24 protein-coding genes and 1 other RNA gene are annotated in these 25,593 nt (G+C 46.4%); 10 read left to right on the plus strand and 15 right to left on the minus strand.

Annotated elements, in window-relative coordinates:
- Positions 1 to 60: 60 nt before the first annotated feature.
- From PPA03S_RS09380 to PPA03S_RS09390, 3 genes are all read right to left on the minus strand, one after another.
- Positions 61 to 1,497, minus strand: a complete 1,437-nt coding sequence (locus PPA03S_RS09380; protein ID WP_062322100.1) for a L,D-transpeptidase family protein — start codon at positions 1,495 to 1,497, stop codon at positions 61 to 63.
- 164 nt (positions 1,498 to 1,661) lie between these two features.
- Positions 1,662 to 1,904: a ferredoxin gene (locus tag PPA03S_RS09385; protein WP_062322102.1), complete on the minus strand. Its 243-nt coding sequence runs from the start codon at positions 1,902 to 1,904 to the stop codon at positions 1,662 to 1,664.
- 118 nt (positions 1,905 to 2,022) lie between these two features.
- Positions 2,023 to 3,327 carry a DNA polymerase IV gene (locus PPA03S_RS09390; RefSeq protein WP_062322103.1) on the minus strand — a complete coding sequence of 435 codons (1,305 nt, stop codon included), beginning with the start codon at positions 3,325 to 3,327 and terminating at the stop codon, positions 2,023 to 2,025.
- Positions 3,328 to 3,875: 548 nt separating this feature from the next.
- Here PPA03S_RS09390 and cimA point away from each other — a divergent pair.
- Positions 3,876 to 5,495 (plus strand): citramalate synthase, encoded by a 1,620-nt coding sequence (gene cimA, locus PPA03S_RS09395; RefSeq protein ID WP_062322105.1) that lies wholly within the window; start codon positions 3,876 to 3,878, stop codon positions 5,493 to 5,495.
- Between the two features lie 78 nt (positions 5,496 to 5,573).
- Here cimA and PPA03S_RS09400 read toward each other — a convergent pair whose 3' ends face one another.
- Positions 5,574 to 6,125 carry a TlpA family protein disulfide reductase gene (locus PPA03S_RS09400; protein WP_062322107.1) on the minus strand — a complete coding sequence of 184 codons (552 nt, stop codon included), beginning with the start codon at positions 6,123 to 6,125 and terminating at the stop codon, positions 5,574 to 5,576.
- Positions 6,126 to 6,412: 287 nt separating this feature from the next.
- Here PPA03S_RS09400 and PPA03S_RS09405 point away from each other — a divergent pair, with 287 nt between their 5' ends.
- The gene (locus PPA03S_RS09405) at positions 6,413 to 6,901 is read left to right on the plus strand and encodes a Mov34/MPN/PAD-1 family protein (protein WP_082704067.1); all 489 of its coding nucleotides are present in this window, start codon (positions 6,413 to 6,415) and stop codon (positions 6,899 to 6,901) included.
- Here PPA03S_RS09405 and PPA03S_RS09410 read toward each other — a convergent pair.
- The 3 genes from PPA03S_RS09410 to PPA03S_RS09420 are packed head-to-tail and all read right to left on the minus strand — an operon-like array spanning position 6,887 to position 10,149.
- Complete coding sequence (locus PPA03S_RS09410) at positions 6,887 to 7,624, minus strand: exonuclease domain-containing protein (RefSeq protein WP_062322111.1); 738 nt, start codon at positions 7,622 to 7,624, stop codon at positions 6,887 to 6,889. The genes PPA03S_RS09405 and PPA03S_RS09410 overlap by 15 nt on opposite strands.
- Positions 7,621 to 8,715, minus strand: coding sequence for a DUF294 nucleotidyltransferase-like domain-containing protein (locus PPA03S_RS09415; protein WP_082704075.1), 1,095 nt, complete (start codon positions 8,713 to 8,715; stop codon positions 7,621 to 7,623). Before PPA03S_RS09415 ends, PPA03S_RS09410 begins: the two co-directional genes overlap by 4 nt.
- A gap of 33 nt (positions 8,716 to 8,748) precedes the next feature.
- Positions 8,749 to 10,149, minus strand: a complete 1,401-nt coding sequence (locus tag PPA03S_RS09420; RefSeq protein WP_062322113.1) for an ammonium transporter — start codon at positions 10,147 to 10,149, stop codon at positions 8,749 to 8,751.
- A gap of 354 nt (positions 10,150 to 10,503) precedes the next feature.
- On the opposite strand from PPA03S_RS09420, the gene PPA03S_RS09425 reads away from it, so the two are divergent.
- A complete protein-coding gene (locus tag PPA03S_RS09425; RefSeq protein WP_062322299.1) occupies positions 10,504 to 10,932 on the plus strand; it encodes a MerR family transcriptional regulator in 429 nt (142 codons plus the stop codon).
- A 27-nt stretch (positions 10,933 to 10,959) separates the two neighbouring features.
- Positions 10,960 to 11,640 (plus strand): zinc metallopeptidase, encoded by a 681-nt coding sequence (locus tag PPA03S_RS09430; protein ID WP_062322116.1) that lies wholly within the window; start codon positions 10,960 to 10,962, stop codon positions 11,638 to 11,640.
- Positions 11,641 to 11,670: 30 nt separating this feature from the next.
- Here the strand turns inward: PPA03S_RS09430 and gltC are convergent, their stop codons facing one another.
- On the minus strand, positions 11,671 to 12,582 hold the full coding sequence (gene gltC / locus PPA03S_RS09435) for a glutamate biosynthesis transcriptional regulator GltC (RefSeq protein ID WP_062322118.1): 912 nt from the start codon (positions 12,580 to 12,582) through the stop codon (positions 11,671 to 11,673).
- 74 nt (positions 12,583 to 12,656) lie between these two features.
- A complete protein-coding gene (locus PPA03S_RS09440; RefSeq protein ID WP_062322120.1) occupies positions 12,657 to 13,283 on the minus strand; it encodes a rhomboid family intramembrane serine protease in 627 nt (208 codons plus the stop codon).
- Positions 13,284 to 13,430: 147 nt separating this feature from the next.
- On the opposite strand from PPA03S_RS09440, the gene tpx reads away from it, so the two are divergent.
- Positions 13,431 to 13,949, plus strand: a complete 519-nt coding sequence (gene tpx, locus PPA03S_RS09445) for a thiol peroxidase (RefSeq protein ID WP_062322122.1) — start codon at positions 13,431 to 13,433, stop codon at positions 13,947 to 13,949.
- Positions 13,950 to 14,022: 73 nt separating this feature from the next.
- Here tpx and PPA03S_RS09450 read toward each other — a convergent pair whose 3' ends face one another.
- The 4 genes from PPA03S_RS09450 to cshA all read right to left on the minus strand — a co-directional run bounded on the left by PPA03S_RS09450 (position 14,023) and on the right by cshA (position 17,452).
- Positions 14,023 to 14,415: a DUF1499 domain-containing protein gene (locus PPA03S_RS09450; protein ID WP_024629239.1), complete on the minus strand. Its 393-nt coding sequence runs from the start codon at positions 14,413 to 14,415 to the stop codon at positions 14,023 to 14,025.
- A gap of 186 nt (positions 14,416 to 14,601) precedes the next feature.
- Positions 14,602 to 14,793: non-coding RNA, 6S RNA (gene ssrS / locus PPA03S_RS09455), on the minus strand.
- Between the two features lie 51 nt (positions 14,794 to 14,844).
- Positions 14,845 to 15,681 carry a YesL family protein gene (locus PPA03S_RS09460; protein WP_062322124.1) on the minus strand — a complete coding sequence of 279 codons (837 nt, stop codon included), beginning with the start codon at positions 15,679 to 15,681 and terminating at the stop codon, positions 14,845 to 14,847.
- Between the two features lie 184 nt (positions 15,682 to 15,865).
- Positions 15,866 to 17,452: a degradosome RNA helicase CshA gene (gene cshA, locus PPA03S_RS09465; protein WP_062322126.1), complete on the minus strand. Its 1,587-nt coding sequence runs from the start codon at positions 17,450 to 17,452 to the stop codon at positions 15,866 to 15,868.
- Between the two features lie 312 nt (positions 17,453 to 17,764).
- On the opposite strand from cshA, the gene PPA03S_RS09470 reads away from it, so the two are divergent.
- The 4 genes from PPA03S_RS09470 to PPA03S_RS09485 all read left to right on the plus strand — a co-directional run bounded on the left by PPA03S_RS09470 (position 17,765) and on the right by PPA03S_RS09485 (position 21,877).
- On the plus strand, positions 17,765 to 18,577 hold the full coding sequence (locus PPA03S_RS09470) for a YitT family protein (RefSeq protein ID WP_411835393.1): 813 nt from the start codon (positions 17,765 to 17,767) through the stop codon (positions 18,575 to 18,577).
- A 175-nt stretch (positions 18,578 to 18,752) separates the two neighbouring features.
- Positions 18,753 to 18,941 (plus strand): hypothetical protein, encoded by a 189-nt coding sequence (locus tag PPA03S_RS09475; RefSeq protein ID WP_029880762.1) that lies wholly within the window; start codon positions 18,753 to 18,755, stop codon positions 18,939 to 18,941.
- A 162-nt stretch (positions 18,942 to 19,103) separates the two neighbouring features.
- Positions 19,104 to 20,285 carry a putative glycoside hydrolase gene (locus PPA03S_RS09480; RefSeq protein WP_062322129.1) on the plus strand — a complete coding sequence of 394 codons (1,182 nt, stop codon included), beginning with the start codon at positions 19,104 to 19,106 and terminating at the stop codon, positions 20,283 to 20,285.
- A 227-nt stretch (positions 20,286 to 20,512) separates the two neighbouring features.
- Positions 20,513 to 21,877, plus strand: coding sequence for an MATE family efflux transporter (locus PPA03S_RS09485; RefSeq protein ID WP_062322301.1), 1,365 nt, complete (start codon positions 20,513 to 20,515; stop codon positions 21,875 to 21,877).
- Between the two features lie 62 nt (positions 21,878 to 21,939).
- Here the strand turns inward: PPA03S_RS09485 and pfkA are convergent, their stop codons facing one another.
- Both pfkA and PPA03S_RS09495 read right to left on the minus strand, forming a co-directional pair.
- The gene (gene pfkA / locus PPA03S_RS09490; protein ID WP_062322131.1) at positions 21,940 to 22,911 is read right to left on the minus strand and encodes a 6-phosphofructokinase; all 972 of its coding nucleotides are present in this window, start codon (positions 22,909 to 22,911) and stop codon (positions 21,940 to 21,942) included.
- Between the two features lie 54 nt (positions 22,912 to 22,965).
- Positions 22,966 to 24,045: a tetraprenyl-beta-curcumene synthase family protein gene (locus PPA03S_RS09495; RefSeq protein WP_174532119.1), complete on the minus strand. Its 1,080-nt coding sequence runs from the start codon at positions 24,043 to 24,045 to the stop codon at positions 22,966 to 22,968.
- Positions 24,046 to 24,224: 179 nt separating this feature from the next.
- On the opposite strand from PPA03S_RS09495, the gene PPA03S_RS09500 reads away from it, so the two are divergent.
- Complete coding sequence (locus tag PPA03S_RS09500) at positions 24,225 to 25,565, plus strand: polysaccharide biosynthesis protein (protein WP_062322133.1); 1,341 nt, start codon at positions 24,225 to 24,227, stop codon at positions 25,563 to 25,565.
- Positions 25,566 to 25,593 lie beyond the last annotated feature (28 nt).

The following is a 25,593-nucleotide window of genomic DNA, read 5'->3' on the forward strand; positions in this document are numbered from 1 at the left end:
TACATACCAATCCAGCATGGATTTTACGTTTTCTCCGGTCTGAATCACGTGGTATTTCGTTTAATTCAACCAATGATACGTTTTATTCGGATTATTTTGCTTGGGAACAAGTGTGTACTGGTAGCGATCCTTCGCTTCCGGAACAAGTGTTGTTTCTGGCAGCAGATCTTTCCCGATGCGTACCGGAGTTCCCTGAGGAGCGAGAGCAAACAGTTCTTCCACATCTTCAGTACTCATTCTCACACATCCAAGGGATTCATCCAGCCCAATACTGTTCGGCTCGTTGGTCCCATGGATGGCATAGTTCGTATCAGAGAGTTGCATGCCTCTACTCCCAAACTCGCCATTGGAACGACCATTTGGATTCACAACCTTGTCTGAAATTACAAATGAACCCTCTGGAGTGCGATCTCCACCAAGCCCCACCTCGTAATTCCGAATGATGGTGCTGCCACTGATCAATGCAAGCTTATGTTTGCTCTTGTCCACGATAATCTCAAGCCGGTCCTCCAAAAAAGGCTGTCCGCCTAAAGTGTCTATAAACGCAGCATTTTGGTCTAGCGGCGAGTCTGAATTTACACCTGATCCATCAGCTGTATTCCCCCCTTTTCCCGTTTGCCCTTGTTGGTGCATAGCCAATAGTGTCGGAAACATCTGGGTCATGCCTGGAGCCGTCTCTCCCAGAATATTATTTGGAAAAGGCTGTGCCAGCTGTGCTACATTTTTGGGCCAGGTTCCTTTTTGTTTTTTATATGTAATGATGGCACTCGACAGAGCTGCCGCAGATTCCTGTTTGGCTGTCCACGCTTGTGCAAGGCGCTTGATCTTTGGCGATACCTCAGGTGGTTCACAGTTACACTGCTTGGCATCATAACTCTGTGCAGTTAATTTTCCATTGCTGTTTGTCTGAACGATGTATTTTACGGGCATATTACGCTTCCATAATGACCAGTTACCCGCGATTTGCATTCCGAGCACTGCCGTTCGCTGCACGTTCGAATCAGAGCCAGACCATGCTGCTGCAAGTGCGGCTCCGCCCTGGTCACCTCCACCAAATGCACCTGCGGTAAACACATTGGAATTCGTAACAGGAGTCGAATCTTCCCCACTATTTCCTGATCCATTCTCCTCAGCGTCATCCGTCGATTCCAACGCCGAAGCCAGCGCATTCGCTGCATCACGGTTAAAACCTGGCGCATCGGCAGGCGGTAACCCTGCAAGAACAAGCAGCATCAAAAGGGTGAGCCACATTTTGCGAACACGGTGCTTTTTCTCCTTTTGCTCCGCCATCTCGACTAGCTTTTCCTGATAATCCACCCATATATCTGCAGGTGCCTTGCTTCGCTCGAAAGCCTCGTAGACTTCACCCGCCTGCTGAAAACAATAGTTCGCCTTGGCCTCCTGTCCTTCACCCAAATACTCCTTACCGAGCAAATACCAGGCCATTTTATTATCGGGATGTTTCTTTACATATGTTCTAAGATGAGTATTTTGCATCCGATCCTCCATCATTTCGCCTTTTTGCGTTTCTCTATATATCGGCAAATGGAGACAAGAAATACATAGGACTTGAGTACCCGGATCAACCTCACTGCATTCGACAAAAAAAGCACACTCCTCTGCCGCAAAGACAGAAGAATGTGCTTTTCATATATAAGGAATTAGCCTTCTTTGTTAAAAGGTTCATCCGCTACTTTAATGGAGTCCGTAGGGCAGCCGTCGCAAGCATCCTGCATATCGTCGAACAAGTCGTCTGGAATTGCTTTGATCCCTTGGTTGGCATCTCCATCGAAGATCACTTCTGCCAAACCTTCATCATCATAGTCATAAATGTCTGGTGCCGTTGCTCCACAAGCTCCGCACGCAATACATGTATCCTTTTCAACCCAAGTATATTTACTCATTACCAATCTCTCCTCCTATTATTCAAGAACGCACAGTATTTTTATCTAGAAACATATTAATACAAAGTAAGAGTTATTACAAATTATTTTACAACCTCAAGATTTCATTATGCCCTATTTAATCGAGACTTTGCAAATTATCTTTTTGCAGCGAGGTCCCCCGAACTTTGTGATTGCGAAGTAACACAGAAGGGTCATCCCCCAGCATCCCCGCTGTAACGACAGCATTCTCACCAAATTTGTCACGCAGCTGATCCATAATACGAATCAGATTTTCCTTTTTTGGTTTCTGTTCATATTCAAACAGATCAAGCTGTACCGCCGACTCCTCTCGGGGAATGAGCGTTTGAAGGGTCACCCCCAACATCCGCACCGGTTTTCCACCGCCCCAATGCTTGGCGAACAAAGCACAGGCCTCCCGGTATATAATGGAAGCATCCTCGGTAGGCACTTCCATCAGGCGTGATCGGGTAATGGTCTTCATATCCGGTGTGCGAATCGTAATCTGAATCCCCTGAGCGAGCATTTCGTGCTTGCGCAACCGTCTGGCAACCTGGTCACTTATATTCAGTAAGACCCGGTGTACATCGTGCAACTCAGATATGTCCGCAGGCAATGTCGTTGTATGTCCAATCGATTTGTTCGCTTCACGCTCCGCCTGAACAGGTGAATGATTTATGCCGTTGGCGGAGTTTTTCAGCCAGGTGCCATTAATTCCAAAAACATCCGTTAACATCCGCTCGTCTGATTTGGCCAATTGCCCGATCGTTTCAATCCCCAGCTTCTTCAGCTTTTCGGCTGTTTTCTTACCGATTCCGAACATCTCATTACAAGGTCTATGCCACAAAATCTCGGGGACATCCCTCATCCGCAAAATCGAAATGCCGTTCGGTTTCTTCAAATCAGAGGCCATCTTGGCCAGCAGCTTGTTGGGCGCAATTCCGATGGAACAAGGCAACCCCAGTTCGTCCCGGATTCTGGTCTGTATACTTTCTGCAATTTCCAGCGGTGTACCGAACTGTCTGGAGCCTGTAATATCGAGGTAACACTCATCAATGGAGGTCGCTTCAAGCAGCGGAGTATAACTATAAGCGATTTTCATGAATTCTCTCGAATACGTTCGATATAAATGAAAATCCGGACGAATGACAATTAAGTCAGGGCACTTCTTCAACGCTTGATGAACAACCATCCCTGTCGAGATGCCTCGGCTTCGAGCCGTGTACGAACACGTTACAATGACACCTTTGCGCACTTCACTGCTGCCAGCAACGGCCGTCGCTTTTCCTCTATATAATTCCGGTTCCTCGGCTTCATGTACAGAGCAATAAAAAGCATTCATATCGACATGCAAAATCACCCGTCCGGCGGCAGGATAATATCGATCTACATTTATGTTGTTATGTGTTTGGTCTGAGGACATGATCCACCACCGCCCTTTCGTATACACAATTCCGTTAAATGCACTCTCTACTCTATTATATCAAAATCCCTTATGTAAAAATCATTGATGCCTACCTTATTTTCGGAGAGATTTAACGATCGATCGAATGACACCCCACACGGCAATGACGATAATAGCGATGATAAGGATTGAAATAATTGTATTTCCCCACACAAAATGCATCCTCTGGCCTCCTTCGCTAAAGCTATATGATGATCTCCTATTCATGCCTGGAATATATGCAATTAAATGAAGCATAACATATTACAAGACGCCGGTTCACAGCGCTCTCCACTGCCTGATCCATCATTTGTTACACGAAACAGTGAATTCGGTGTAGCATTTGGCTATAATGGTGTTATAATAATTCATTATACAAATTCACGATTTAAGGACAAATCTATACTTTGAATTTAACACAGTGTAGCGTTGCAGAATCGAAGGATTTATGACTATTATAATTCTTGCATTTCCCAAACAAACCATTAAACTTTCAAAAAAGCGCTTCATCTTAAAGGAGGATCTTCATGTCAAAGGCCATCTCCATCTTCGATACAACTTTACGTGACGGCACACAAGGGGAGGGAGTCAGCTTATCGGCAGATGACAAGCTCAAAATTGCCAAGAAGCTCGATGACCTGGGTGCTCATTATATTGAAGGCGGAATTCCAGGCAGTAATACCAAGGACATTGAGTTTTTCAAAAGAGTCCAGGAATTAAACCTGAACGCCAAAATTGTCGCTTTTGGCAGCACTCGCCGCAAAGGCAGCATCGCGAGCGAAGACGCCAATTTGAAGCGCATGATTGAATCCGGTGCTCAGGCAGCGACACTCGTGGGGAAATCATGGGATTTCCATGTGCACACCGCTTTGCAAACGACTTTGGAAGAAAACCTGTCCATGATCTATGACTCCATAGCCTATCTCAAACAAAACGGCATGGAAGTCATTTTTGATGCTGAGCATTTCTTCGACGGATTCAAGAACAACCCGGAATATGCACAAGCTGTATTAATCAAAGCTCATGAAGCCGGAGCGGACTGGCTTGTGATGTGTGATACGAACGGCGGAACCATGCCACATGAAGTGTATGAGATCGTATCCACGCTCGTGAAGCGCCTCCCACAGGCCCAATTAGGTATTCATACACATAATGACTGTGAACTTGCTGTCGCTAATACTTTAAGCGCAGTACAAGCCGGGGCCCGACAGGTTCAAGGTACAATGAACGGTTATGGAGAAAGATGCGGCAACGCCAATCTGGCTTCCATTATCCCTAATTTGCAGCTGAAGCTCGGGTATGAATGCGTGTCTGAAGAGTCGATGAGACAGCTCACCAATGTTGCCCGTTATGTCAGCGAGATTGCTAACGTGAATATGCCAATCAACCAGCCTTATGTCGGGAATGCAGCTTTCGCCCATAAAGGCGGCATACACGTCTCTGCCATTTTGCGCGATTCCCGAACTTACGAACATATCGTACCGGAGCTCGTCGGTAACAAGCAGCGCGTTCTCGTTTCCGAACTGGCAGGACAAAGCAACATTGTGTCCAAAGCACAAGAACTCGGTCTCGAATTCGATCCGAGCAGTCCTAACTCACGTCAGATTATCGAGAAAATCAAAGATCTGGAACATCAGGGCTATCAATTCGAAGGAGCCGATGCCTCTCTTGAATTGTTAATTCGTGAAGCAAACGGGGATATGAAAGAACTGTTTACCTTTGAATCGTTCAAAATGCTTGTTGAAAAAGCGGCCGGCAAGTCTGTTGTTTCGGAAGCTTTTGTAAAACTTAATGTAGGTGGAACAAGTGCGTATACCGCAGCTGAAGGCAATGGTCCGGTCAACGCTTTGGATAATGCGCTTCGTAAAGCGCTTGTGCAATACTTCCCTTCACTTGCCAATATGCACCTCTCTGACTACAAAGTACGTGTATTAGATGAAAAGGATGCTACTGCCGCGAAGGTGCGTGTATTAATCGAGTCCAAAAATACGGAGAATACGTGGAATACAGTCGGCGTGTCCGAGAACGTGATTGAAGCGAGCTGGGAAGCCCTCGTACACAGTTTCCGTTATGCCCTTCTTCAGGAAAAATTGCAGGACGAGCCTGATGTAGTCCATGTTCCTGCTCACGGACTAAGCAACCATTAATGCATATTTCCCGGAAAATAAAAGAGGGCCTGTCTCCAAAATTCATTTGGCAGACAGGCCCTTCTGCTTCTTGCTTGGTTAATCCGCAATTAAATCCTTGATTTTGCGTTCCAACTCTTTCTCAGGTAAAATCCCAAGAATGATTTCCTGAACAACACCTCTGGAATCAATCAAGACATTGGTCGGAAAAGCGATACCATTATACTTGGCATATTCTGTTCCGTCCTCATCCAATAAAATAGGGAACGTCAGTTTGTATTCATCAACAAAAGCTTTGGCATCCCTGATTTTATCGTATGTCGTTACATTTACACCGTACAGATCCATTTTATCCTTATACTTAGCTGCCAATGTGTTGAGCGCAGGCGCTTCCTGCTTGCACGGTTCACACCAGGAAGCCCAAAAACTGACGAATGTGGCCTTTTCTTTGGTCCCACCTGCCGTATAGGTTTTGCCATCCATAGCCTGCAATGAAAATGCCGGTGCCAGCAATCCGGCTTTGGGCCCGATCTCCGTGGGCATCGGTTCCTCTTGCTTAAACACGGCTGCGATGCCGTTGCCTGCATTTTGAGCCAATGCAATGCCGACGAGCAATATCACACCGAGCAGTATGTATATATTTCGTTTCATGACCAGCCACCCTTTTGTATGATCAGCATATCAAGATTCACGCTCGACATGCGAAATGTTTCAATCCCTCTTTTATATTGTACCCTTTTCCTTTAAAATTTTACAATCTGGAATAACATAAAATAGGAAAATTGCGATCGCCGCACTTCAACGAAGCACGGCGCATATAAAGGAAGCTTTATTTCCTATATCAAGAACATAATGTAGTTCCGAAGTTTATACTATCTGATATTATCAAAAAAGGACTCCTGCCGAAGCAGGAGCCAAAGAGAGAGGGGTGAATACAAATGGCAGCACTTCACGGGCAGCAAAACACCTTCTACATCCCCTCCTCCGTAGAGCAGGAGATATCAAAGTACATGTTCCTTTCGCTGCCAATGGAAGCCTGCGGGGTTGTGCTGGGTGAAGCCGCAGCGGGCGGCATACGAATCAGTCGGTTTCAGCCCATTCGTAACGTAGCGCCTGACCCGCTGCACCATTTCTTACTGGATGATGCAGAATGGATTCGGTGTGTATTCAATGAGCCGCAGCTCATCGGACTCTTTCATTCCCACCCTCGTACCGCTCCTGTACCCTCCACCGAAGATCTGCGTAATCTTCCGATGTTCGCCGGTTTACTTCAGGCTTATCTTATAGGTTCACCTGAGCTTACACCTGAAACACAACCACAGATGATGCTGAACGGTTATCAGATCCACACAGGTAACGAGCGATCCAGTGAACCGGAACCGAACGCAGCATACAGCCTACATCCCGTTCAGCTACGCGTGACTTAACTGGGTATACAAATCCCCCAATGTATTCACATTTTTACGAGTCATGTCCTCCAGATAACAAGACCATAACTGTGCCGTCATCTTGGCATCTTCCAAGGCGTGGTGCCGTCCATAGATTGGAATGCCTCTGGATTCCAGCAGCTCATCCAGCCCATAACCCGGTCTGCTCGGTTCGAGCCAACGTGCCAGCATCATCGTATCGATGAGCCGGTGCGTAAGCCTCACTTTGGACGTCCGCCATAAAGCCGCATTCAGAAAGGCCCGGTCATGGGCACTCGCATGAGCCACCAGAACACTCCCGCCTACAAAAGACATGAAATCATGCAAACCTTCCAGTAACGACGGCGCGTCCAGTGTCATTTGCTGTGTAATTCCCGTTAATTCGGTAATGTGCTCCGGAACGGCAACCTTGGACTGAACCAACGTATAGAATTGCTCTTTCTCCAGCACTACACCGCCACTGATCCGCACCGCTCCAAAGGAAAGGATCTCATCCCCATGTTGGGGAGAGAAACCCGTCGTTTCCAAATCAAATACGACAGCATTCAATTCATTCAAGGGTGTGTGCAGCACCTCGGGTCTGCGCTGTTCTCTCATCATCGAACGGATAAACGCCATATGTTGCGCCGTAGGGGCTCCCATTATGGATGCGATGGCGGAAGGAACCCCTCCCTGGCGCAGCGAATTCCAGAATCCTGTATTGCCCCTTGCCGGCTCTCTCATGGACGTCTCCTTTCTGCAAAACGAAGTTGTCGTTGCAGCGCACGATGCACTCGCCGCACCAGCCCTAACGTATCTCGTAGTTCATAAAGCATCTGTTTTTCCTTCAATTGTTTTTCATTCAGGAAACCACCGCTATGCTGCAACTCTTGCTTGATGACAATCGGTGTACTGCGTCGCAGCTTCAAAGCTGTCATAAATGCACGTTGTGCGGCATCCAACAAAGTCAACGGCACCGCTTCAAGTGAAACCAACCTTTGAATTCGTTTAATTGTAGAAGTTTCTTTGATCCCATGCTGCAAAGCCAGAAAACGCGCACTGTTTACCAGCGGGATATACAAACCATATTTGACATCAAATCCGCCTGCATGCTCACCGAATCGCTCCGTCACTACTCTTCCAAGGATGTTCAGCGTTGCCTTATGTTTAACGGTATTGCGCAGCACCGCATCCGAAAGCTCAGGAACGGACCTGAATCCTTCATAAAAAGCTGTAATCCATTGGCGCGCCAAATCTTCTTCTCCTGCAACAAAACGCATATCAGAAGCAATAATTAGGTTTCGAACCGGCTCCCATGACAGGTCCGATCCCCACTCTTTCAGTTGTTGTTTCCATGCTTGCAGCGTTTTCCTCCACAGTGACTCAGAACACATCACTTTGCCCTCACATTTGGCATAACCAAGTTCCTCAAGCATATCGGTCATTCGAAGTCCGAGTTCGGCAAAATATAGTTCTTTCCCCTCATGTGGGAGATCACTAATAATCATGCCATTGTCCTGATCGCTCCATAATGTCGCTTCTTCCCTGCCGGAACTGCCAAAAACGATAAAGGCATAGGGGACGGGAGGTCGGCCTAAGCCTTCCTCTACCATCCCCTGGATGCATAACTCTACTGCTCGCCGGGCAATCCGGTCATGCAATTCATTTACCGTCTGGTACCATTCCATTGGCGACAAGGAAGCGGACAACAATTCCTGGAGCTCATTCTGCAAGTTTACACGTGCCTGGCGCAGTTCTTGAGTAGATGCCGCACCATCTATTCCCTGATAGGACCAGGATTGATTTATATATGGGATGGGTTCCATCATGTCCAGCCTCCTTGAAGCATGATTCAGCAATCATTCCTCTTAGGAGCTGAACGTACCGCCATTGGATTTAGTTTCACCATTTTTCATTTGTTCGGGGTACCCGTAAGTACCATGCTCACTTAAATCCAGACCCATCGTTTCTTCTTCTTCCGTTACACGGATTCCCATGATAGCTTTCATACCACCGAGAATAATGAAGGACATAACCAGTACGAAGGCAAATGCGCCTGCCAGACCCAGAAGCTGAACGCCCAGTTGGTGGAAACCGCCACCGTAGAACAGACCCGCTTGACCTACACCTGCATTCTCAGCAAGTTCCGGTGTTGCGAACAAACCTGTGGAGATCGCTCCCCACATACCTGCAATACCGTGTACAGAGAAAGCATAGATTGGATCGTCAATTCCTTTACGCTCAAAGAATTGAGCTGTGAAGAATGTGATTACACCTGCCAGAGCACCAATGACCAGAGCTGCCCATGGTTCAACGAAAGCACAAGCACCTGTAATGGCAACGAGTGCCGCAAGCACACCATTCAGCATGCTAGGGATATCGGATTTACCCAATACAGCCCATGAAATCAACAGCGCCGCAACACCACCAGCAGCTGCAGCCACATTTGTAGTCAATGCAACATAACCGAAGAATCCATCTCCCATGGCAGACAATGTACTACCTGGGTTGAAGCCGAACCAACCGATCCAGAGGATGATTACACCGAGTACGGAATACACTTGGTTGTGACCTGGAATGATGTTAGGTTTACCATCCTTGTTATATTTACCGATACGCGGTTTCAACAGAATGGTAGCTACCAACGCTGCAGTTGCACCTGTCAAGTGGACAACCGTTGAACCTGCAAAGTCTTGCATGCCGAGTTCTGCCAACCAGCCGCCGCCCCATACCCAGTGAGCGACAACCGGATACATGATAATGGTATAAAGTGTACCGAACACAATATATACACTCATCTTTGCACGTTCTGCCATACCACCGCAGGCAATAGCCAGTGATACCGCTGCAAAGGCGAGATGGAATACAAATTTGATCGTGAGTGGGACATCCGAGAAGGCCAATGATTCGAAGGAAGCAGCCATTCCGTCACCACTCAGGAAGAATCCGGTTGTTCCGAAGAAACTGTTACCATTACCGAAGCCAAGACCGAAGCCCAAAGCCCAGAAGGCAATAACGGAAATCCCCAATGTCAGAATCGTTTTACCCGCAATATGTCCTGCATTTTTCATACGTGTTGAGCCAGCTTCGAGTAAAGCAAATCCCCCTTGCATCAGGAAAACCAGCACTACAGCCAGAAACGTAAAGGCTGAGTTCAGACCGCTTTGGAGTTCGATGTTAGTCGGCCCCTCCGCAGCTGCAAATGCGCTGACTGGGAAAGCCAGTAACGTAAGCATTATTAACACCGACACCATCCATTTCTTTCTCATATACCCCACTCCCTCTTATGTTAAGTTTCTTCACATATCGTGAAACTCTTAATGCCATTATAAGCAGAAGACAGGAAAGTTGACAAGAGTATTTTCATCAAAACTGAAAATTATTTCTGGGAATAAAGTCTTACGTCTTTTTCTTGCACTTAAGTACATAATCATATGGAATGAGTACATAGATATAGAAATGCTGTATACAACTTGCCAAAGCATAACGTTTGACTGTACGGTTAGAAATCATGTATCATAACTATTAGTAAGAAAAAAATGGGGCGGGTTATGCAAAGCCGCAATTGGAATCTACAATTCCCTACATTTGAACTTGCAAGCGAGGTGAATATCATTGGGGATATGAAATTATTTCGGATTGGCGAACTTGCCAAAACCGCAGGTGTGAGCGAGCGAACGATTGATTATTATACGAAGCTCGGACTGATTGCCCCTGAAGAGCGTACACAAAAAAACTATCGTCTCTATAGTAATGAAACTTTAACCAGGCTTGAACGTATTGTACAGATGAAACAAGAGAAATATAGTCTCGACGAGATTAAACATTCTCTTGAGAAGTGGAGTCTGGTGAGTACAGAAGAACAGGTTGCCAGCAAGTTGACAACATTGGAGCTTCATGTACAACAGCTTGAGCGTGAAGTGAATGAACTCAAACCGCTGCTTGGCGAGATGAAACCTGTACAAGCACGTAAAATGATGGCAGGACTCCTTACCAAGAGCGCCGGTACGATGGAAGCACTGAAAATCTTGCTTGAGAACACCATGATGTAGCTATTATCAGAAAGCGGAGGTATGAATATGAGTTTTAATAACGGTATGTTCGTTTTGATCATTATCGCCTTTTTGCTCTCTTTATGGGCGCAATTTCGCGTTAAAAGTACATTCAACCGTTGGTCTGATGTCAAAAACCTGAATGGAATGACGGGGTACGATGCCGCACGTCACATGCTCGACTCCAACGGCCTCCATGATGTTCCCATTGAACCCGTGCGCGGAGCTCTCTCCGATCATTATGACCCGATTAATCGAGTCGTGAGGTTATCTGAGCCTGTATATTATGAAAACTCAATCTCGGCCGTCTCAGTTGCGTGTCACGAAGTCGGCCATGCCATTCAGCACAAAGAAAGCTATCCGATGTTGGCACTGCGTCACCGGATTTTCCCGATTGTTAACTTCGCATCCGGGCTAGCTCCTTTCTTGCTCATTGCCGGATTTATCTTTAATGCAATGAACCTGGTCGGTATTGGTATCATCTTCTTCTCCGTAACTGTTGCATTCCAACTCATTACGCTGCCGGTCGAGTTCAATGCAAGTAACCGGGCAAGAGAGATTATGGTATCGGAAGGTTATATCCGTAATGAAGAAGAAAGAGGCGTCGCCAAAGTACTGAATGCCGCGGCATTGACCTATGTTGCTGCAGCGTTAATTTCGCTACTGGAACTGATTCGTTACATCGGAATTTTCAATAGTCGTGACTAATTGAAAACAAACAAAAACAATACCCCACCGTTACTCGGATGGGGTATTGTTTTGCTGTAAACCGAAATAGTTAAGCAAGAATGAGCGAAATGATTGTGCTACAAGTGGTAGTTTGTCATCCGCACGGTGGATTAATCCAATTGTACGCGTCACTTTTGGATGAGAAATGGCCACATGCGCCGGTTGCAGCGGATTCGTCTGGAAAAGCGCCATTTCCGGCAATAAACTCACACCCATGCCAGCCGCAACCAATCCTCGAATAGTATCCGTCTCTTCACCCTCAAAAGCAATTTTAGGTGTAAATCCAGCTTCAAGACACGCATGCCAAACAATCGGACGCAGAGAATATCCTTTACTGAATAACACAAATTTATCATCTTTAAGTTGTTCTAAGGCAATGCTCTCTTCATCGGCCAATGGATGATTCGGCGGAAGGATGGCGTGCAGTTCTTCCGTTAGCACAATGTCACCATCCACCTGATCGTGCTTTTCCGGAAACGGAGATATAAATGCCAAGTCCACTTCAGCCGATAACACATCACGAATGAGCGTCGGGTACATGCCTTGCTTGAATCTGAATTTCACGTTAGGATAACGCTGACGGAACGCTGCTACAACCGAAGGAATCAAGTGAATACCGAGACTGTGAGGAAAACCGATACGGATTTCACCATGTTCCGGATCGAGGAACTCATGAACTTCCCCAACCGCCTTGTCCAGATCTTTCAATATACCTTCAATTCGTTTACAAAAGAGCTGCCCCACTGCGGTCAACTGCAGATTTCTCCCCTTTTGCATAAAGAGGTCCACTCCCAGTTCTTCCTCCAGCTGATGAATCTGACGACTCACGGCAGACTGCGCAACATGCAATTCCTCCGCCGCCTGCGTAACATGCTCCTTCTGTGCCACTTTCAAAAAGTAATGCAACTGTCTTAATTCCACTGCCCCTGATCTCTCCAATCTGCTATACCCTACTTATCCTTGATTGCTGCATATTCCGTCTTCAGATCATTCCGCTACCGCTTAAAGCTTCGAGGTTTCCATAACCGGATGAGAAGTCCATAAATGAAGAAACCACCTAACAATCCGCCCAAATGAGCCATCCAGTTAATACCCGACATGGCGAACGAAAAAATAATCCCGAATACGAGCAACGTGTACAATGTTTTACGCGATGCTTCATCCATCATCGTCCGCTGGAACAAGGCCACATAGAGAAATGCGCCATATATCGCATAAATCGCCCCTGAAGCACCAACGGAAATGGTAGTCGCTCCAACCGAGTTATACCAAGCAACAGCCAAAATGTTACCCAGAATGCCTCCACCCAAGTAAAGCACTCCATATCTCAGTGTTCCAAGCAGCCGTTCCATTGGGGGCGCAAACACGATAAGTGCAAAGCTGTTAAATAACAAATGACTGAAGCCTGCGTGCAGAAACATGGACGTGATGTAACGCCACCATTGTTCTGCGAATAACTCGTAATTCGTAAGCGCTCCGAATTCAAGCAGCGTCCTACTGTTTGTCGAACCGCCGTTAAAACTTAACACGATAAACATAACAACATTGGCTATTAAAAAAATCGACGTCAAAGGGAAAAATTTCAAATAACTTTTCCAGTTCTCATACCTTATAAATATCATACGTTTCTGCTTTCACTCCACCCTGTTCAGATCAGCCGCAAGCCTGATCCACGCTAATGGTCCTTCGCCCGAATTGGACAATGCCTTTCATAAAAGATTATAATGGATTTTGGCACGGATCACCAACTTATAAGGAGGAACATTATTATGGCACAAGAACGTACAGGAGCAGCCACATTTAAAGGCAACCCTATTACATTGATCGGACCCGAGTTGAAAGTGGGCGATCAAGCCCCCGATTTTACATTGAGTAAAAATCTGGTTGAAGATGCATCCTTGAAAGACTACGCAGGTAAAATCAAATTAATCAGCGTCGTTCCTTCATTGGACACCGGCGTATGCGATGCCCAAACCCGCCGTTTCAATGTTGAAGCTGGCGACCTTGGAGACAATGTTGTCGTATTGACAGTCAGCGTTGACCTTCCATTTGCACAAGCACGTTGGTGCGGAGCAGCTGGAGTTGATCGCGTGGTGACCCTTTCCGATTACAAAACACGTTCATTCGGTGAAGACTATGGTGTTCTGATTAAAGAATTCCAATTGGACATGCGATCCATCTTTGTGCTTGATACCGAAGACCGAATTACATATGTGGAATATCTGCCTGAAATGACAGACTCCCCTAACTTCGAGCAAGCTATTGCTGCTGTCAAAGCTTTGCTGTAGAAGGTAACCTACGTTCAGAACAAAAGCGAGGAAGGCTCACCTTCTCTCGCTTTTTGTTATTCAGCCATCTATTTCAATCATTGGACTTATACTTACTCAGCTTCTTATCCAGTACGGAGAACAAATTCATGATGGTTCGATAATTGGAACCCAGGTCTCCGAGTGAACCACGTGAAGCCGAATACATATCGACCGCACTACGCACAGGACTAACCGATATAATAGAAACCGTAATATCCATCGTCCGTCCAAAGGTAGTCCGCTTCTCCAGTATAACTTCTCCCACAGAAGGCACTTCATGCAACACTTTATAACCCGGAATTTTTTTGAGTGTCGAAGACACTTCTTCCCAGGCTCTGTCTTTGGATAAGTTATAATACCGCGTTTTTAATTTGGGATCCTTGGCTCGATCGCTGGTTCCCTCCATGCTGCGGATGATACCGACGAGCGTTCTCTTTAAGGTCAAGACCCTTCCTCCTTTTGAATGTAACCGTTCCATTTATGTAATCTAGTGTAACATTGTTCTTGTAGTAACAAAAGGGTATGCAGCACTTTTAACAAAAATACAGGCAAACTCGACACCAAATCCAACAAAAAAGCACCCCGACATTCCTGGATAAGAGGAAAGAGTCAGGGTGCTGTACATGATAAATAGGAACCCGCCTATGCCGTCCGGCTACATTGTCTTATGAACCTGCTTAGCAGGTGGGTGGCCGCAAAAATGTTTTTTGAAGTCCCCATGTCATATAGACAGGGCGTTTCAGCAACATTCTGTATTGATCTCCCGAAGACATCATCATTGGTTCAAAACAACGAATAACCGAAACGTACATCGCAGGATGTACAATTATTATATCCCTAACTGTGTAAAAAGTAAATGGTGCCAGCTCATGTTTTATTTGTGAAGATTATCGTGTTTTTCGTCAGAAGATCTCGGTTCAGCTGATTCAACCGTTTCAATCGTCTCGACAGAGCCATCCGCCTGTTCAGCAGCTTTTGCAGCTTCCTCTTCTTCCTTCTTCAGTTGCATCTTCTCCATCTGCTCCTGCATCTTGTTAAACGTTGCATAGAAGTTGAAGAAAGCAAACCAGGCTATGATACTAATAATGAAGAAAACGAACAAGACCGGATAACGAAAACCAATGTAGAACAAAAGCCCGCTTCCCAGCAATGTGGAAAACACACGGAATGGTCTGATCAGCGTCAACAGAACCGCATTTTTGATAATCATTCCGATGGACATATGATAATGCACAACCATTGAGAAAAAATTAAAGAGTGAAACAAACAGCAGCAGCAGCAGAACCAGCATAATAATTCCAACCAGCTGCATATTACGGAATTGTGTCATATAGACGGTATAATCCAGATACATGATGGCGAACAGCAGGGTGTAGAAAATGCCCCCAATTAAACTTTGTTTGTAATTCTCTTTGTACCCTACAAAAAAAGTACGGAAGATTGGTACGTCCGTATCCCCCATATTCCATTTACGCACAACCGTAAATAAGGCCGATGTGGCCGGGAATAGTGTAAGCGGTGCCACAATGGCTATAGCCCAGTTCATTTGCAGTGATTCATTGGCGAGGTTCTGCTGCATCACGAGCAGCTTCATAATCAAGAAAAACAAGAACGGAGACGAACAAATAGCCCACAACAAATTGGTTGCGGCCAGTCTCGTAATCCACTCTGTAAGCCGGTAGATCCCACCCATAGCTCCTTTAAATTCCAAACATTTCTCCTCCTCCGCAGCCTTGCGTCTAACCTGAAGTCTAATAATATTAATATACCTTATTATAGATAGGAAAAGCCAGCCCTTCCCGAAAAGAGATCAAACTCGATCCTTCCATGCGCTAATTGCATATAAAAAAATGGAGCGGTCACCCGCCCCATTTTTCCCAATTCAACCTTGTATATTATTCGAAAGAAGAATCTTTGGCAGGACGACGTCCTTCATTGTTACTTGGACGCGGTTTGCGGTCACGGTTGTAACCACCTTCTCTGCTTCCACTTCCACTGCCGCTGCTGTTACGATCACGGTTGTAGCCGCCACGTCCGCCGCCACTGCTGTTGCGATCACGGTTATAACCACCGCCGCCGCTACCGCTGCTGCGGTTTCCGCTGTAACCCGATGGTTTACGTCCGCCAGAGCGAACATCCGGTTTACGACGCTTCGCACGAATCGGATCTTCAGGAGTCAGATCAACTTGAGCATCTTTTTTGTCACCTGTCAGGAGCTTCAGCGCAGCCGACAAGAGTTGAACAGAATCATATTGTTCAAGCATCTGAATCGCGATACCTTTGTATTCATTCAGTTCGCCAGATTGTACGATTTCGAGCAGACGCTCAGCTGTCAAACGTTGTTTGCCTTCAACTGCTTCTGCCATTGTTGGCAGTGGTTTACGTGGAATACGGTGACGCGTTACACGCTCGATAAAGTGCAGGTGGTCGATCTCACGCGGTGTAACGAAAGACCATGCAGCACCCTCTTTACCCGCACGACCTGTACGACCGATACGGTGAACATAGCTCTCCGGATCTTGTGGAAGGTCAAAGTTCACAACATGAGTTACGCCGGATACGTCGAGACCACGTGCAGCTACGTCTGTAGCAACGAGCACATCAATACTGCCATCACGGAACTTACGCATTACAGTGTCACGTTGGTTTTGGGACAAGTCACCATGAAGTCCGTCAGCGGAGTATCCACGTTTTTGCAGCGCTTCAGCCAACTCGTCAACACGACGTTTGGTACGTCCGAATACAATCGCCAGTTCAGGGGATTCCATATCCAGCAAACGGCTGAGTGCTTCGAATTTTTGACGCTCAGGCACTTCGATATAAGCTTGGTCAATCAAAGGTGCACTAACTTGTTTAGGGATTACGGATACGTGCTCAGGGTTGTTCAAGAATTGTTGAGCCAATTTTTGAATGTTAGGAGGCATTGTTGCTGAGAACAGCATCGTTTGACGCTCGTCCGGAACTTGTTTCAGGATAGACTGAATATCCTCCATGAAACCCATGTCGAGCATTTCATCTGCTTCATCCAATACAACAGTTTGTACATCATCAAGTTTGATTGTTTTACGGTTGATATGGTCCAGGAGACGTCCTGGTGTACCAATGATGATCTGTGGTTTTCTTTTCAGGGCACGGATTTGGCGAACGATATCTTGTCCTCCGTAAATTGGCAGGGAGCGCAAACCTTTGAAGCGGGTAAGTTTTTCGATTTCTTCGGCAACTTGGATCGCTAGTTCACGCGTAGGTGCCATAATGAGGGCGCGGATTTTTTCATCGCTTTTGGAGATTTTGCTGATCAATGGAATACCAAATGCAGCAGTTTTACCAGTACCTGTTTGAGCTTGACCGATCAAGTCTCTGCCTTCAAGAGCAAGAGGGATTGATTTGGATTGAATCGGAGTTGCCTCTTCAAAACCAAGTTCGGTGATGGCTTGCAGCACCAGTGGTTCAAGATTGAAGTCTGTGAAATTTAAATTTGTCAAAATTATTCATACTCCTTCTATATGGTGGACATGGTGGACAATCCACTTTGTTGTCTGTATTCTTAAGTAGCGTTAATATTTATAGGTTATCCCATCAGGTCGAATTATTTTCATAAACCGTCATAATTCGTGAATGGGTCCCCAACATAAGACTAAAACTACATACATGCGTTTGAAACATTTCAAATTTTATCGTTCCATTTGGAAAAAGTTTCCTACTCAAGAATATCCACAAATCATTATATCACAAAACAAATCAAGATTACCAGCAATCTGGTTTTAAATATAAATGAGGTGATTAAATTGCCCAAAATGATTTGGCACTTTTTAGTGATCGTATTGGGTGCTGCAGCTATTGCCTGCGGCTTCAACTGGTTTTTGGTTCCCCATCAGCTTCTTAGCGGCGGGGTATCTGGTATTTCCATGCTTTTGGGTTACTTCACCAAATTGAATCTTAGTATAATGTATTTTGTTCTTAACATTCCCCTGCTGATTGCAGGTTGGTTTATTCTTGGACGTCGCTTCATTATATTAAGTATCGTTTCGGTAGCAGCCACCTCCTGGTTGATCGCGCTTCTGCCGGTTTTTGTTGTGGCAACCGATCCTCTTTTGAGCTGTGTATTTGGCGGCGTACTTGTGGGGCTTGGCACTGGAGTTTCTTTCAGAGTCGGGGGCTCGACGGGTGGACTCGACATTGTCGGTTCCATTTTCACCCGTAATCGCGACTTTCCGATCGGTACGGTGATGGCTGGCATGAACGGTGCGATTATTATGCTGGCAGGTTATCTGAATAACAACTGGAACATAGCGCTTGCTTCCATGGTCTCGATCTACATCACCGGCAAAGTACTGGATCTGATCCACATCAGCCATGTCAAAGTAACACTGTACATTATTACAAATGAAACGGAAGCGATGTTGAAAAAATTGCTTAGTCGTCCTCGCGGGGTCACCAAAATCAAAACCCAAGGGGCATACACCGACATCGAAAAGGACATGTTAATGACAGTGACTACTCGCTACGAACTCGTTGAAATCAAACGAATTATTAAGGAAACCGATCCGAACGCCTTTGTTAACATTGTGGAAACGGTTGGTGTTATGGGTTCTTTCCGGAGAAGTTGAGGCAGATGTACGGTTAACAATTCAAAACATTGTGGTATAATAACGGTGTACGGCTCCTAAATATGTTGTATAGCAGGATGTGCCCTTCAATTTCACAGAACCATGTGCTTTTCCGATTCGCGCCGAATGACTTACCATTTTGGAATTCGAGTAGGAAAGGGTGATTATTGTGGATATGGAAACGGTAAAACTGTTTGAAATCGTCAACAGATGGTGCCCGGAAATGCTCCCTTTCTTAAAACCGAATGAGCTCGACTCACTGATCGTTCTCCGGGATGGGCTGGGCATCCTGGAACAGGGAGACGCAATGGAAATCATTCAGTACAGTATTTGTGAGCATCAAAATGAGATTTACATTCAATAATTTTTTTCAGATTGGTCACGCCGCTTCTTGGGAGGTTATCCTCATCAGGAAGCGGTTTTCATTTTTTCCATGTGTGTTTCATTACTTGATTAATATGGTTAAAAGCCCAGAGGCTTTATTGTATAATTCAAACATGGAATGCACATAAGGGAGTGAAAATGAATGAACATGTTATGGGCTTTACTGGCTATGGCCTGGGGAAGCTTTGGTGCTGTACCCGTCACAGCCGATCAGGGGACTCAACCCTTTCAATCAATAACAAACAGTTTCAGCACCGCCATCATTCAATCTCAAAAAGATCAGGTCGTTATCGATGCAGATAACCCGCCTGCCAAAATCGACCCACAACCCGACGCACCTGTTGTCAAAGGCATTTATGTAACGGCCTACAGCGCGGGTGGTGCCCGCATGACACAATTGCTTGATCTATTGGATGATACCGAACTCAATTCCATGGTCGTTGATATTAAGGACGATCTCGGATACATAACCTATCCCACTGAAAACAAAACACTGCAGCATATGGGCAAATCCCAACCCTTTATTCGCGATATTGATGCGTTGATGAAGCGTCTGCAAAAACATGAGGTTTACCCCATCGCCCGTGTTGTCGTCTTCAAGGATACGATTCTGGCCAAGAAAAATCCGGAGCTCTCTTTCCGCAATAAGGACGGTTCCATATGGGCCAACGGCAAGGGAGACAGCTTCGTTAATCCATACAGCAAGGAAGTCTGGGATTACAATATCGAGATTGCCAAGGAAGCTGCAAAGCTGGGATTTAAGGAAATTCAGTTCGACTATGTTCGTTTTCCGGAAGGATTTGAAACACGAGCAGACGCGCTGAAGTACACCAGATCTGACAAGTCCCGGGTGGATATCGTAGCTGAATTCGTACAGTATGCACGCAAGGAACTTGCTCCGCTTGGTGTTCGGGTCTCCGTGGATATTTTCGGTTATGCAGCCTCTGTGCCCGCAGCAGAAGGCATTGGACAGGATTTTGTTAAAATATCCGAAAACGTGGATGTCATCTCGCCAATGGTTTATCCAAGTCATTACTCGACCGGATGGTATGGTGTGAAAGACCCAGATAAAGACCCGTACACCACCATTAAAGGCTCGATGGAAGACACGCACAAGAAACTGGACCCAACCAAGGAACTTAAACCCGTTATTCGCCCGTGGATTCAGGACTTTACCGCCAGTTGGCTGGGCAGCGGACATTATATCAAATACGGCAAAAAACAGGTGGAGGACCAAATTCGTGCAATGAAAGACATGGATGTGGATGAGTATTTGCTCTGGAATGCCTCCAACCGATATACACCAGATGTAAACTATAAATAATGCACTCTTCTTCTTATTTCATCCCACGACCTCGTTCCGTCTGAGACGGAGCGAGGTTTTTAATATGGCCTACTGTCTTCATTGCCTCCATTTAACCATCCGATTAACCATCCGAACTGTATGATCCTTCCCTATTCAAATCGGGCAAAATCCACTACAATAAAAAGCTGTCCGTATATGACAGTTTAGTGATAACTCTTATAGATAGCGAGGCACCGCCAGTGAACATGACCACCACAAGCTTTTCTCAGAAAGTAAAACAATTCCTGATTATATTTCTGCCCATCTTCACCACACAAATCGCGCTTTCTGCTATGTCTTTTTTCGATACCAATATGTCAGGCAAATTCTCCCCTGCTGATCTCGCAGGTGTTGCCATCGGCACAAGTCTGTGGATGCCGGTGCAGACGGGTCTTAGTGGTATTCTGATCGGAATCACCCCTGTCGTCTCCCATCTGCTTGGTTCGAAGCGCAACGACAAGATTGGGACCAGCGTTATACAGGCGTTATACCTCGGTGTTGCGGTAGGTATCGTCGTCCTAGCAGCAGGAGCTCTGCTGCTTAAACCCATTCTGAACGGAATGCCTCTGGAACCACGGGTTGGCCAAGTCGCTTTTTACTTCCTTTGTGCACTGGCTTTTGGGGTTATCCCCCTGTTCGGCTACACGGTGCTTCGCAGCTTTATGGATGCATTGGGACAGACGCGGATTACCATGATGATCACGTTGGTCTCGCTGCCAGTAAACATCTTCCTGAACTATTTGCTCATCTTCGGACGCTGGGGCTTCCCCCAACTCGGAGGTGTCGGAGCAGGTGTCGCTACAGTAAGTACATATTGGCTTATTTTTCTCATCAGCCTCTTTTTCGTACACCGGATTGAACCCTTTGCCAAGTATGGCATCTTTCGGCAAATGCCCAAAATTTCATTGACCAAATGGAAAGAGCTGCTCAAGATCGGCGTCCCCATTGGTTTCGCTACTTTTTTTGAAACCTCCATCTTTGCAGCCGTCACCTTATTAATGAGCCGGTTTGACACCACTACGATTGCAGCCCACCAGGCGGCCCTGAATTTCGCCTCTACGCTGTATATGCTGCCTGTGAGTATATGTATGGCCCTCACGATCCTTGTGGGCTATGAGGCCGGTGCAGGTCGTGTGAGAGATGCCAGGCAGTACAGTCTCCTGGGCATCGGAAGTGCCATCGGGCTGTCTCTGTTAACCGCTGTGGTATTACTGGTATTCGGGGAACAAATTGCGGGGGTATATTCCAATGATCGCGAGGTTATTGCATTGACCCAGCATTTCCTGATTTACGCCATCTTCTTCCAAATCTCTGATGCAATTGCTACCCCGACACAGGGTGCACTTCGGGGTTATAAGGACGTGAATCCAGCCCTGATCATCACGTTTGTGTCATATTGGATCATCGGGTTGCCGGTTGGTTATATCACGGCCACGTATACTTCACTTGGAGCCTTCGGGTACTGGGTCGGCTTGATCACCGGTCTGGCTGTTGGAGCAACGGCTCTTCTCTGGAGACTGTTCCTTGTACAGCAGAAAGCCTCGGTACATCCGGCTGAACATAAACGATGAAAATAACAAAGAGCACAGCCCTTGGCAAGAAGGGACTGTGCTCTTTTGGTTACGATTTTATACTATTGGGATAAACGTTGTGCAAGCTCATACGTTTCCATATCAAAATCTTTTTTCGTGTTAACCACTTTATCGATATCAGTCAGGGTCAATTCACCCTTGATAATACCACAACCTTTGTCCGTCTCACCCGCAATCAGACTTCGAACGGCGAAGTCTCCCAGACGGCTGGCGAGGTTACGGTCAAACGGAGTTGGTGTTCCACCCCGCTGAATGTGACCAAGTACAGTTACTCGCGGCTCATACGTAGGGCAACGCTCCATCAGTTCTTTTGCTACATCCTCGCCTTTGCCCACGCCTTCAGCAACGATGATGATACTGTGACGTTTACCATGTGCAAAGTTGGCTTTCATGCGGTCTGCCACTTCGTCCATGTCAAACGGAACTTCCGGTACAAGAATCGTCTCCGCGCCCGATGCAAGCCCTGCATGCAATGCGATATCCCCGCAGTGACGGCCCATAACTTCAACAATGGAAGAACGTTCGTGTGAAGACATGGTATCACGCAATTTGTTAACCGCATCTACCACTACGCTTACTGCCGTATCGAAACCGATGGTGTGATCGGTGAAAGAAACGTCATTATCAATCGTTCCTGGAAGGCCCATCGTGTTGATGCCCAGTTTGCTCAGTTTGTTGGCGCCGTTGTAAGAACCGTCCCCACCAATAACAACCAGACCATCAATGCCGCGTGCACGCAGAATGTCTGCACCTTTTTGCTGACCTTCAGCGGTATAGAACTCTTTGCAACGTGCAGACTGCAGAACGGTTCCCCCGCGTTGGATAATATCCCCTACACTTCGTAGATCCATCGGGAAAATATCGTTATTCAAAAGACCCTGGTAGCCACGTTGAATACCGTATACTTCGAGACCGTGGAAAAGTCCGCTGCGAACAACCGCACGAACAGCCGCGTTCATCCCCTGCGAATCACCACCGCTCGTTAAAACTGCGATTTTCTTTACTGCTGTCATGATGTTTCTTCCTCCTCTAGTTTCACTTCAGGCTCCCACCACAATACACCTGACTTACATATGCTTTCGAATCCAGCGGCTGAAGATAAAGAAAAATACTCTTGTCATTGGACTATTTTTCATCAGACGCTTGGAAACGATGCGAACTTCCTGCTGTTCGCTGACTTTGGGATCAGACAGGTAAATGGCAAGCAATCCTTCAATAATCATCCGGTGGAACGAACTTCCCGGAATCTTCTGCACATCACTGCGGGCCATCTCCACAATAAAAGCAATTCGGTCCAGCATGGTCTCTACATTCTCATAATAATTGCAGAAGTTGAGATCTCCCCCGATCCGATCCTCATCCTGATCAATTAAGTAATCGAGCATAATGTGCAATGCACATACATGTGGAAAATAGGCTGTATGGATTGAAGCCGCCTCTTCTTCCGTCAGATGCCCGTCACTTGCAGCCAGAAACAGCATGAATACGCCCAGCGTAGAGCCCGTAGCGGCAGCAAATTCGTTCCAGCGGAACTGAGGTGTACGATGACGATGCTCCGACCACCATTCGAGCAATGCCGTCTCCCTCAGTTCCGGCTTGATGTGCTTATATACCTGCAGGTCCGTGTATAGGCCTGCCAGATCCTGAATTTGAGGCTTGGCGGATGCATAGCCAGGCAGCTGACGAGTCAGTTCCTGACATGTAGTCACCAGATTCCGCAGGTATCCACCGTCATCTTGCTCCTCACGGAGCGCATAATAATTGACAGGCGTTGCCTCGGGATCTACCGCATCAAGCATAGATTGATGGAGAAGCCGAAAATCATTCGGGTCCATCGATGTACTTCGATCACACAGATTGTCCAAATAATCACTAATAGTCTGATATGAAACGATCAGCGGAATCAGAATGTGCCTGTTCGGCAAATCAGGTAAAGCATATACGGTTCCACCTTCACAGTGAAATTGCTTGTCCCGGAGACTGGCAAGTGCCTGATTGCGTAATTCCTCATTCGGAATTTTCTCGGCCTGGGCACGCCATCCATTCAGTTCCTTTCGCGTTTCCGGAATGGTGTACTTGTACACCCCTCTCATCAATGCCAGCGGTCCTCGCGGATATTGATGACGATTTCGATTTGATTGGCTCAAAATAAATGTGCCTCCACTTGGTTGAATACGTATTAGAGCGATTTTTAACCAATCTCATTATAATATGATCCCCCTAATTGTACAAATGATCTACCTCATAATCCGCACAAAAAATCGCATCCCCAGCTGCGGCTTTATGATATACTAGGCATATTTCATCCATCAAAGGAGTCGTTGACATGTCGTCAAGTGAATCACTTTCGTGGAGACGGTTATTTTCTTTTTTTGTGCCACTTGGCATTTCCGCCTCTCTCGTCACCATTTCTCACGTTATCATTAACAGCACGCTCGCCCGTTCCGCTCATCCGGAGACGGTAATTGCCAGTTACGCGATCGCTGGCAGCCTGCTGACTCTCACGGAACGCCCCTCCACCCTCTTGCGCCAGACCTGTTCGGCGCTGGTCCGGGATCGTCTTTCCTTTCAAGCCCTCACCTTTGTGACCAAAATATTTCTGGCCTGTGTGCTTCTGATCGGTTTTCTCATCGTTTACTCTCCAGTTGGTACAGGTGTTTTCAAATATTTGTTTGGTGTAAGTCCCGATCTGTTATCCAAAGTGATCGACGTTTACGAGATTCTGATGTACGTCAGTATTTTTTCGGTCATTCGCAACATTTACCAAGGTATCATTATAACGAATAATCGGACAAAATGGCTGACCATCGGCATGATATTCCGCCTTGCCGGCATGTACGGCCTATCCCTGTATTTCATATATACAGACCGTATTGACAGCGGACGTGTAGGCGCTATCATCTTTGCTGTCGGCATGATGATTGAGGCATTGGTCAGTTTTCTCGAAGGAAACAGTATCAAGCGCAAGATGCCAGCCAAGCTTCAGGATCACCCTGTTGAACATAAGGGAGACGTGTTTCGCTTTTATAAACCCCTGCTATTATCCAGTTTTGTCGCTTTGTTTATCGGGCCCGTCATTAATATCGTTCTTGGCAAAACAACGGGGATTGCTTTGGCCATTTCGTCATTCGCCGTGGCAAGCAGCCTGATGCAGCTGATGCTAAGCTTTTTTACATACATCCACCAGATCGTGCTGAATTTCTATCTGATTGATGCCAAACTCGTTAAGAAGTTTGCACTGGTAACGGGGTTCATCCCCTTTGCTATGACCGTATCGATTGCCTACACGCCACTCGGTCCGTGGGTTCTGGAAAATGTAATGAGCGTTCAGGGCAATCTGCTGCAGCAAAGCTTGTGGACACTGCGTGCTTTTGTACTGTTTCCGCTAATTTCACCTTTTCTCGACTTCAGCAACGGCCTGATTCTGCTGCGCGGACAGACCAAAACGATGTTTCGTTCCCAGACGGCCAATGCGATCTGTACCGTTATCGTGTTGCTTATACTGGTCAGCATTTTCCCGGCGTGGAATGGGATGATCGGAGCAGTGGCTCAGTCCCTCGGCCTGCTCGCCGAGCTTGTCATTGTCTGGCTTGTCATCCGGCGTACACAGAAGGAGCCTACGATGTCTGTACACTCATCCGGAAAATCAACTTCCCTCAAAGGATAAAATTAAACATTATCAAGAATGGAGCCTG

It is taken from the genome of Paenibacillus pabuli NBRC 13638 (assembly GCF_001514495.1).
Lineage (GTDB): Bacteria > Bacillota > Bacilli > Paenibacillales > Paenibacillaceae > Paenibacillus > Paenibacillus pabuli.

Coding starts and splice junctions, on each gene's coding strand:
- PPA03S_RS09380 (WP_062322100.1), bottom strand. CDS start 1,497: ATGCAAAATACTCATCTTAGAACATATGTAAAGAAACATCCCGATAAT.
- PPA03S_RS09385 (WP_062322102.1), bottom strand. CDS start 1,904: ATGAGTAAATATACTTGGGTTGAAAAGGATACATGTATTGCGTGCGGA.
- PPA03S_RS09390 (WP_062322103.1), bottom strand. CDS start 3,327: ATGTCCTCAGACCAAACACATAACAACATAAATGTAGATCGATATTAT.
- cimA (WP_062322105.1), top strand. CDS start 3,876: ATGTCAAAGGCCATCTCCATCTTCGATACAACTTTACGTGACGGCACA.
- PPA03S_RS09400 (WP_062322107.1), bottom strand. CDS start 6,125: ATGAAACGAAATATATACATACTGCTCGGTGTGATATTGCTCGTCGGC.
- PPA03S_RS09405 (WP_082704067.1), top strand. CDS start 6,413: ATGGCAGCACTTCACGGGCAGCAAAACACCTTCTACATCCCCTCCTCC.
- PPA03S_RS09410 (WP_062322111.1), bottom strand. CDS start 7,624: ATGAGAGAGCCGGCAAGGGGCAATACAGGATTCTGGAATTCGCTGCGC.
- PPA03S_RS09420 (WP_062322113.1), bottom strand. CDS start 10,149: ATGAGAAAGAAATGGATGGTGTCGGTGTTAATAATGCTTACGTTACTG.
- PPA03S_RS09425 (WP_062322299.1), top strand. CDS start 10,504: ATGAAATTATTTCGGATTGGCGAACTTGCCAAAACCGCAGGTGTGAGC.
- PPA03S_RS09430 (WP_062322116.1), top strand. CDS start 10,960: ATGAGTTTTAATAACGGTATGTTCGTTTTGATCATTATCGCCTTTTTG.
- PPA03S_RS09440 (WP_062322120.1), bottom strand. CDS start 13,283: ATGATATTTATAAGGTATGAGAACTGGAAAAGTTATTTGAAATTTTTC.
- tpx (WP_062322122.1), top strand. CDS start 13,431: ATGGCACAAGAACGTACAGGAGCAGCCACATTTAAAGGCAACCCTATT.
- PPA03S_RS09470 (WP_411835393.1), top strand. CDS start 17,765: ATGATTTGGCACTTTTTAGTGATCGTATTGGGTGCTGCAGCTATTGCC.
- PPA03S_RS09475 (WP_029880762.1), top strand. CDS start 18,753: ATGGAAACGGTAAAACTGTTTGAAATCGTCAACAGATGGTGCCCGGAA.
- PPA03S_RS09480 (WP_062322129.1), top strand. CDS start 19,104: ATGAACATGTTATGGGCTTTACTGGCTATGGCCTGGGGAAGCTTTGGT.
- PPA03S_RS09485 (WP_062322301.1), top strand. CDS start 20,513: ATGACCACCACAAGCTTTTCTCAGAAAGTAAAACAATTCCTGATTATA.
- pfkA (WP_062322131.1), bottom strand. CDS start 22,911: ATGACAGCAGTAAAGAAAATCGCAGTTTTAACGAGCGGTGGTGATTCG.
- PPA03S_RS09500 (WP_062322133.1), top strand. CDS start 24,225: ATGTCGTCAAGTGAATCACTTTCGTGGAGACGGTTATTTTCTTTTTTT.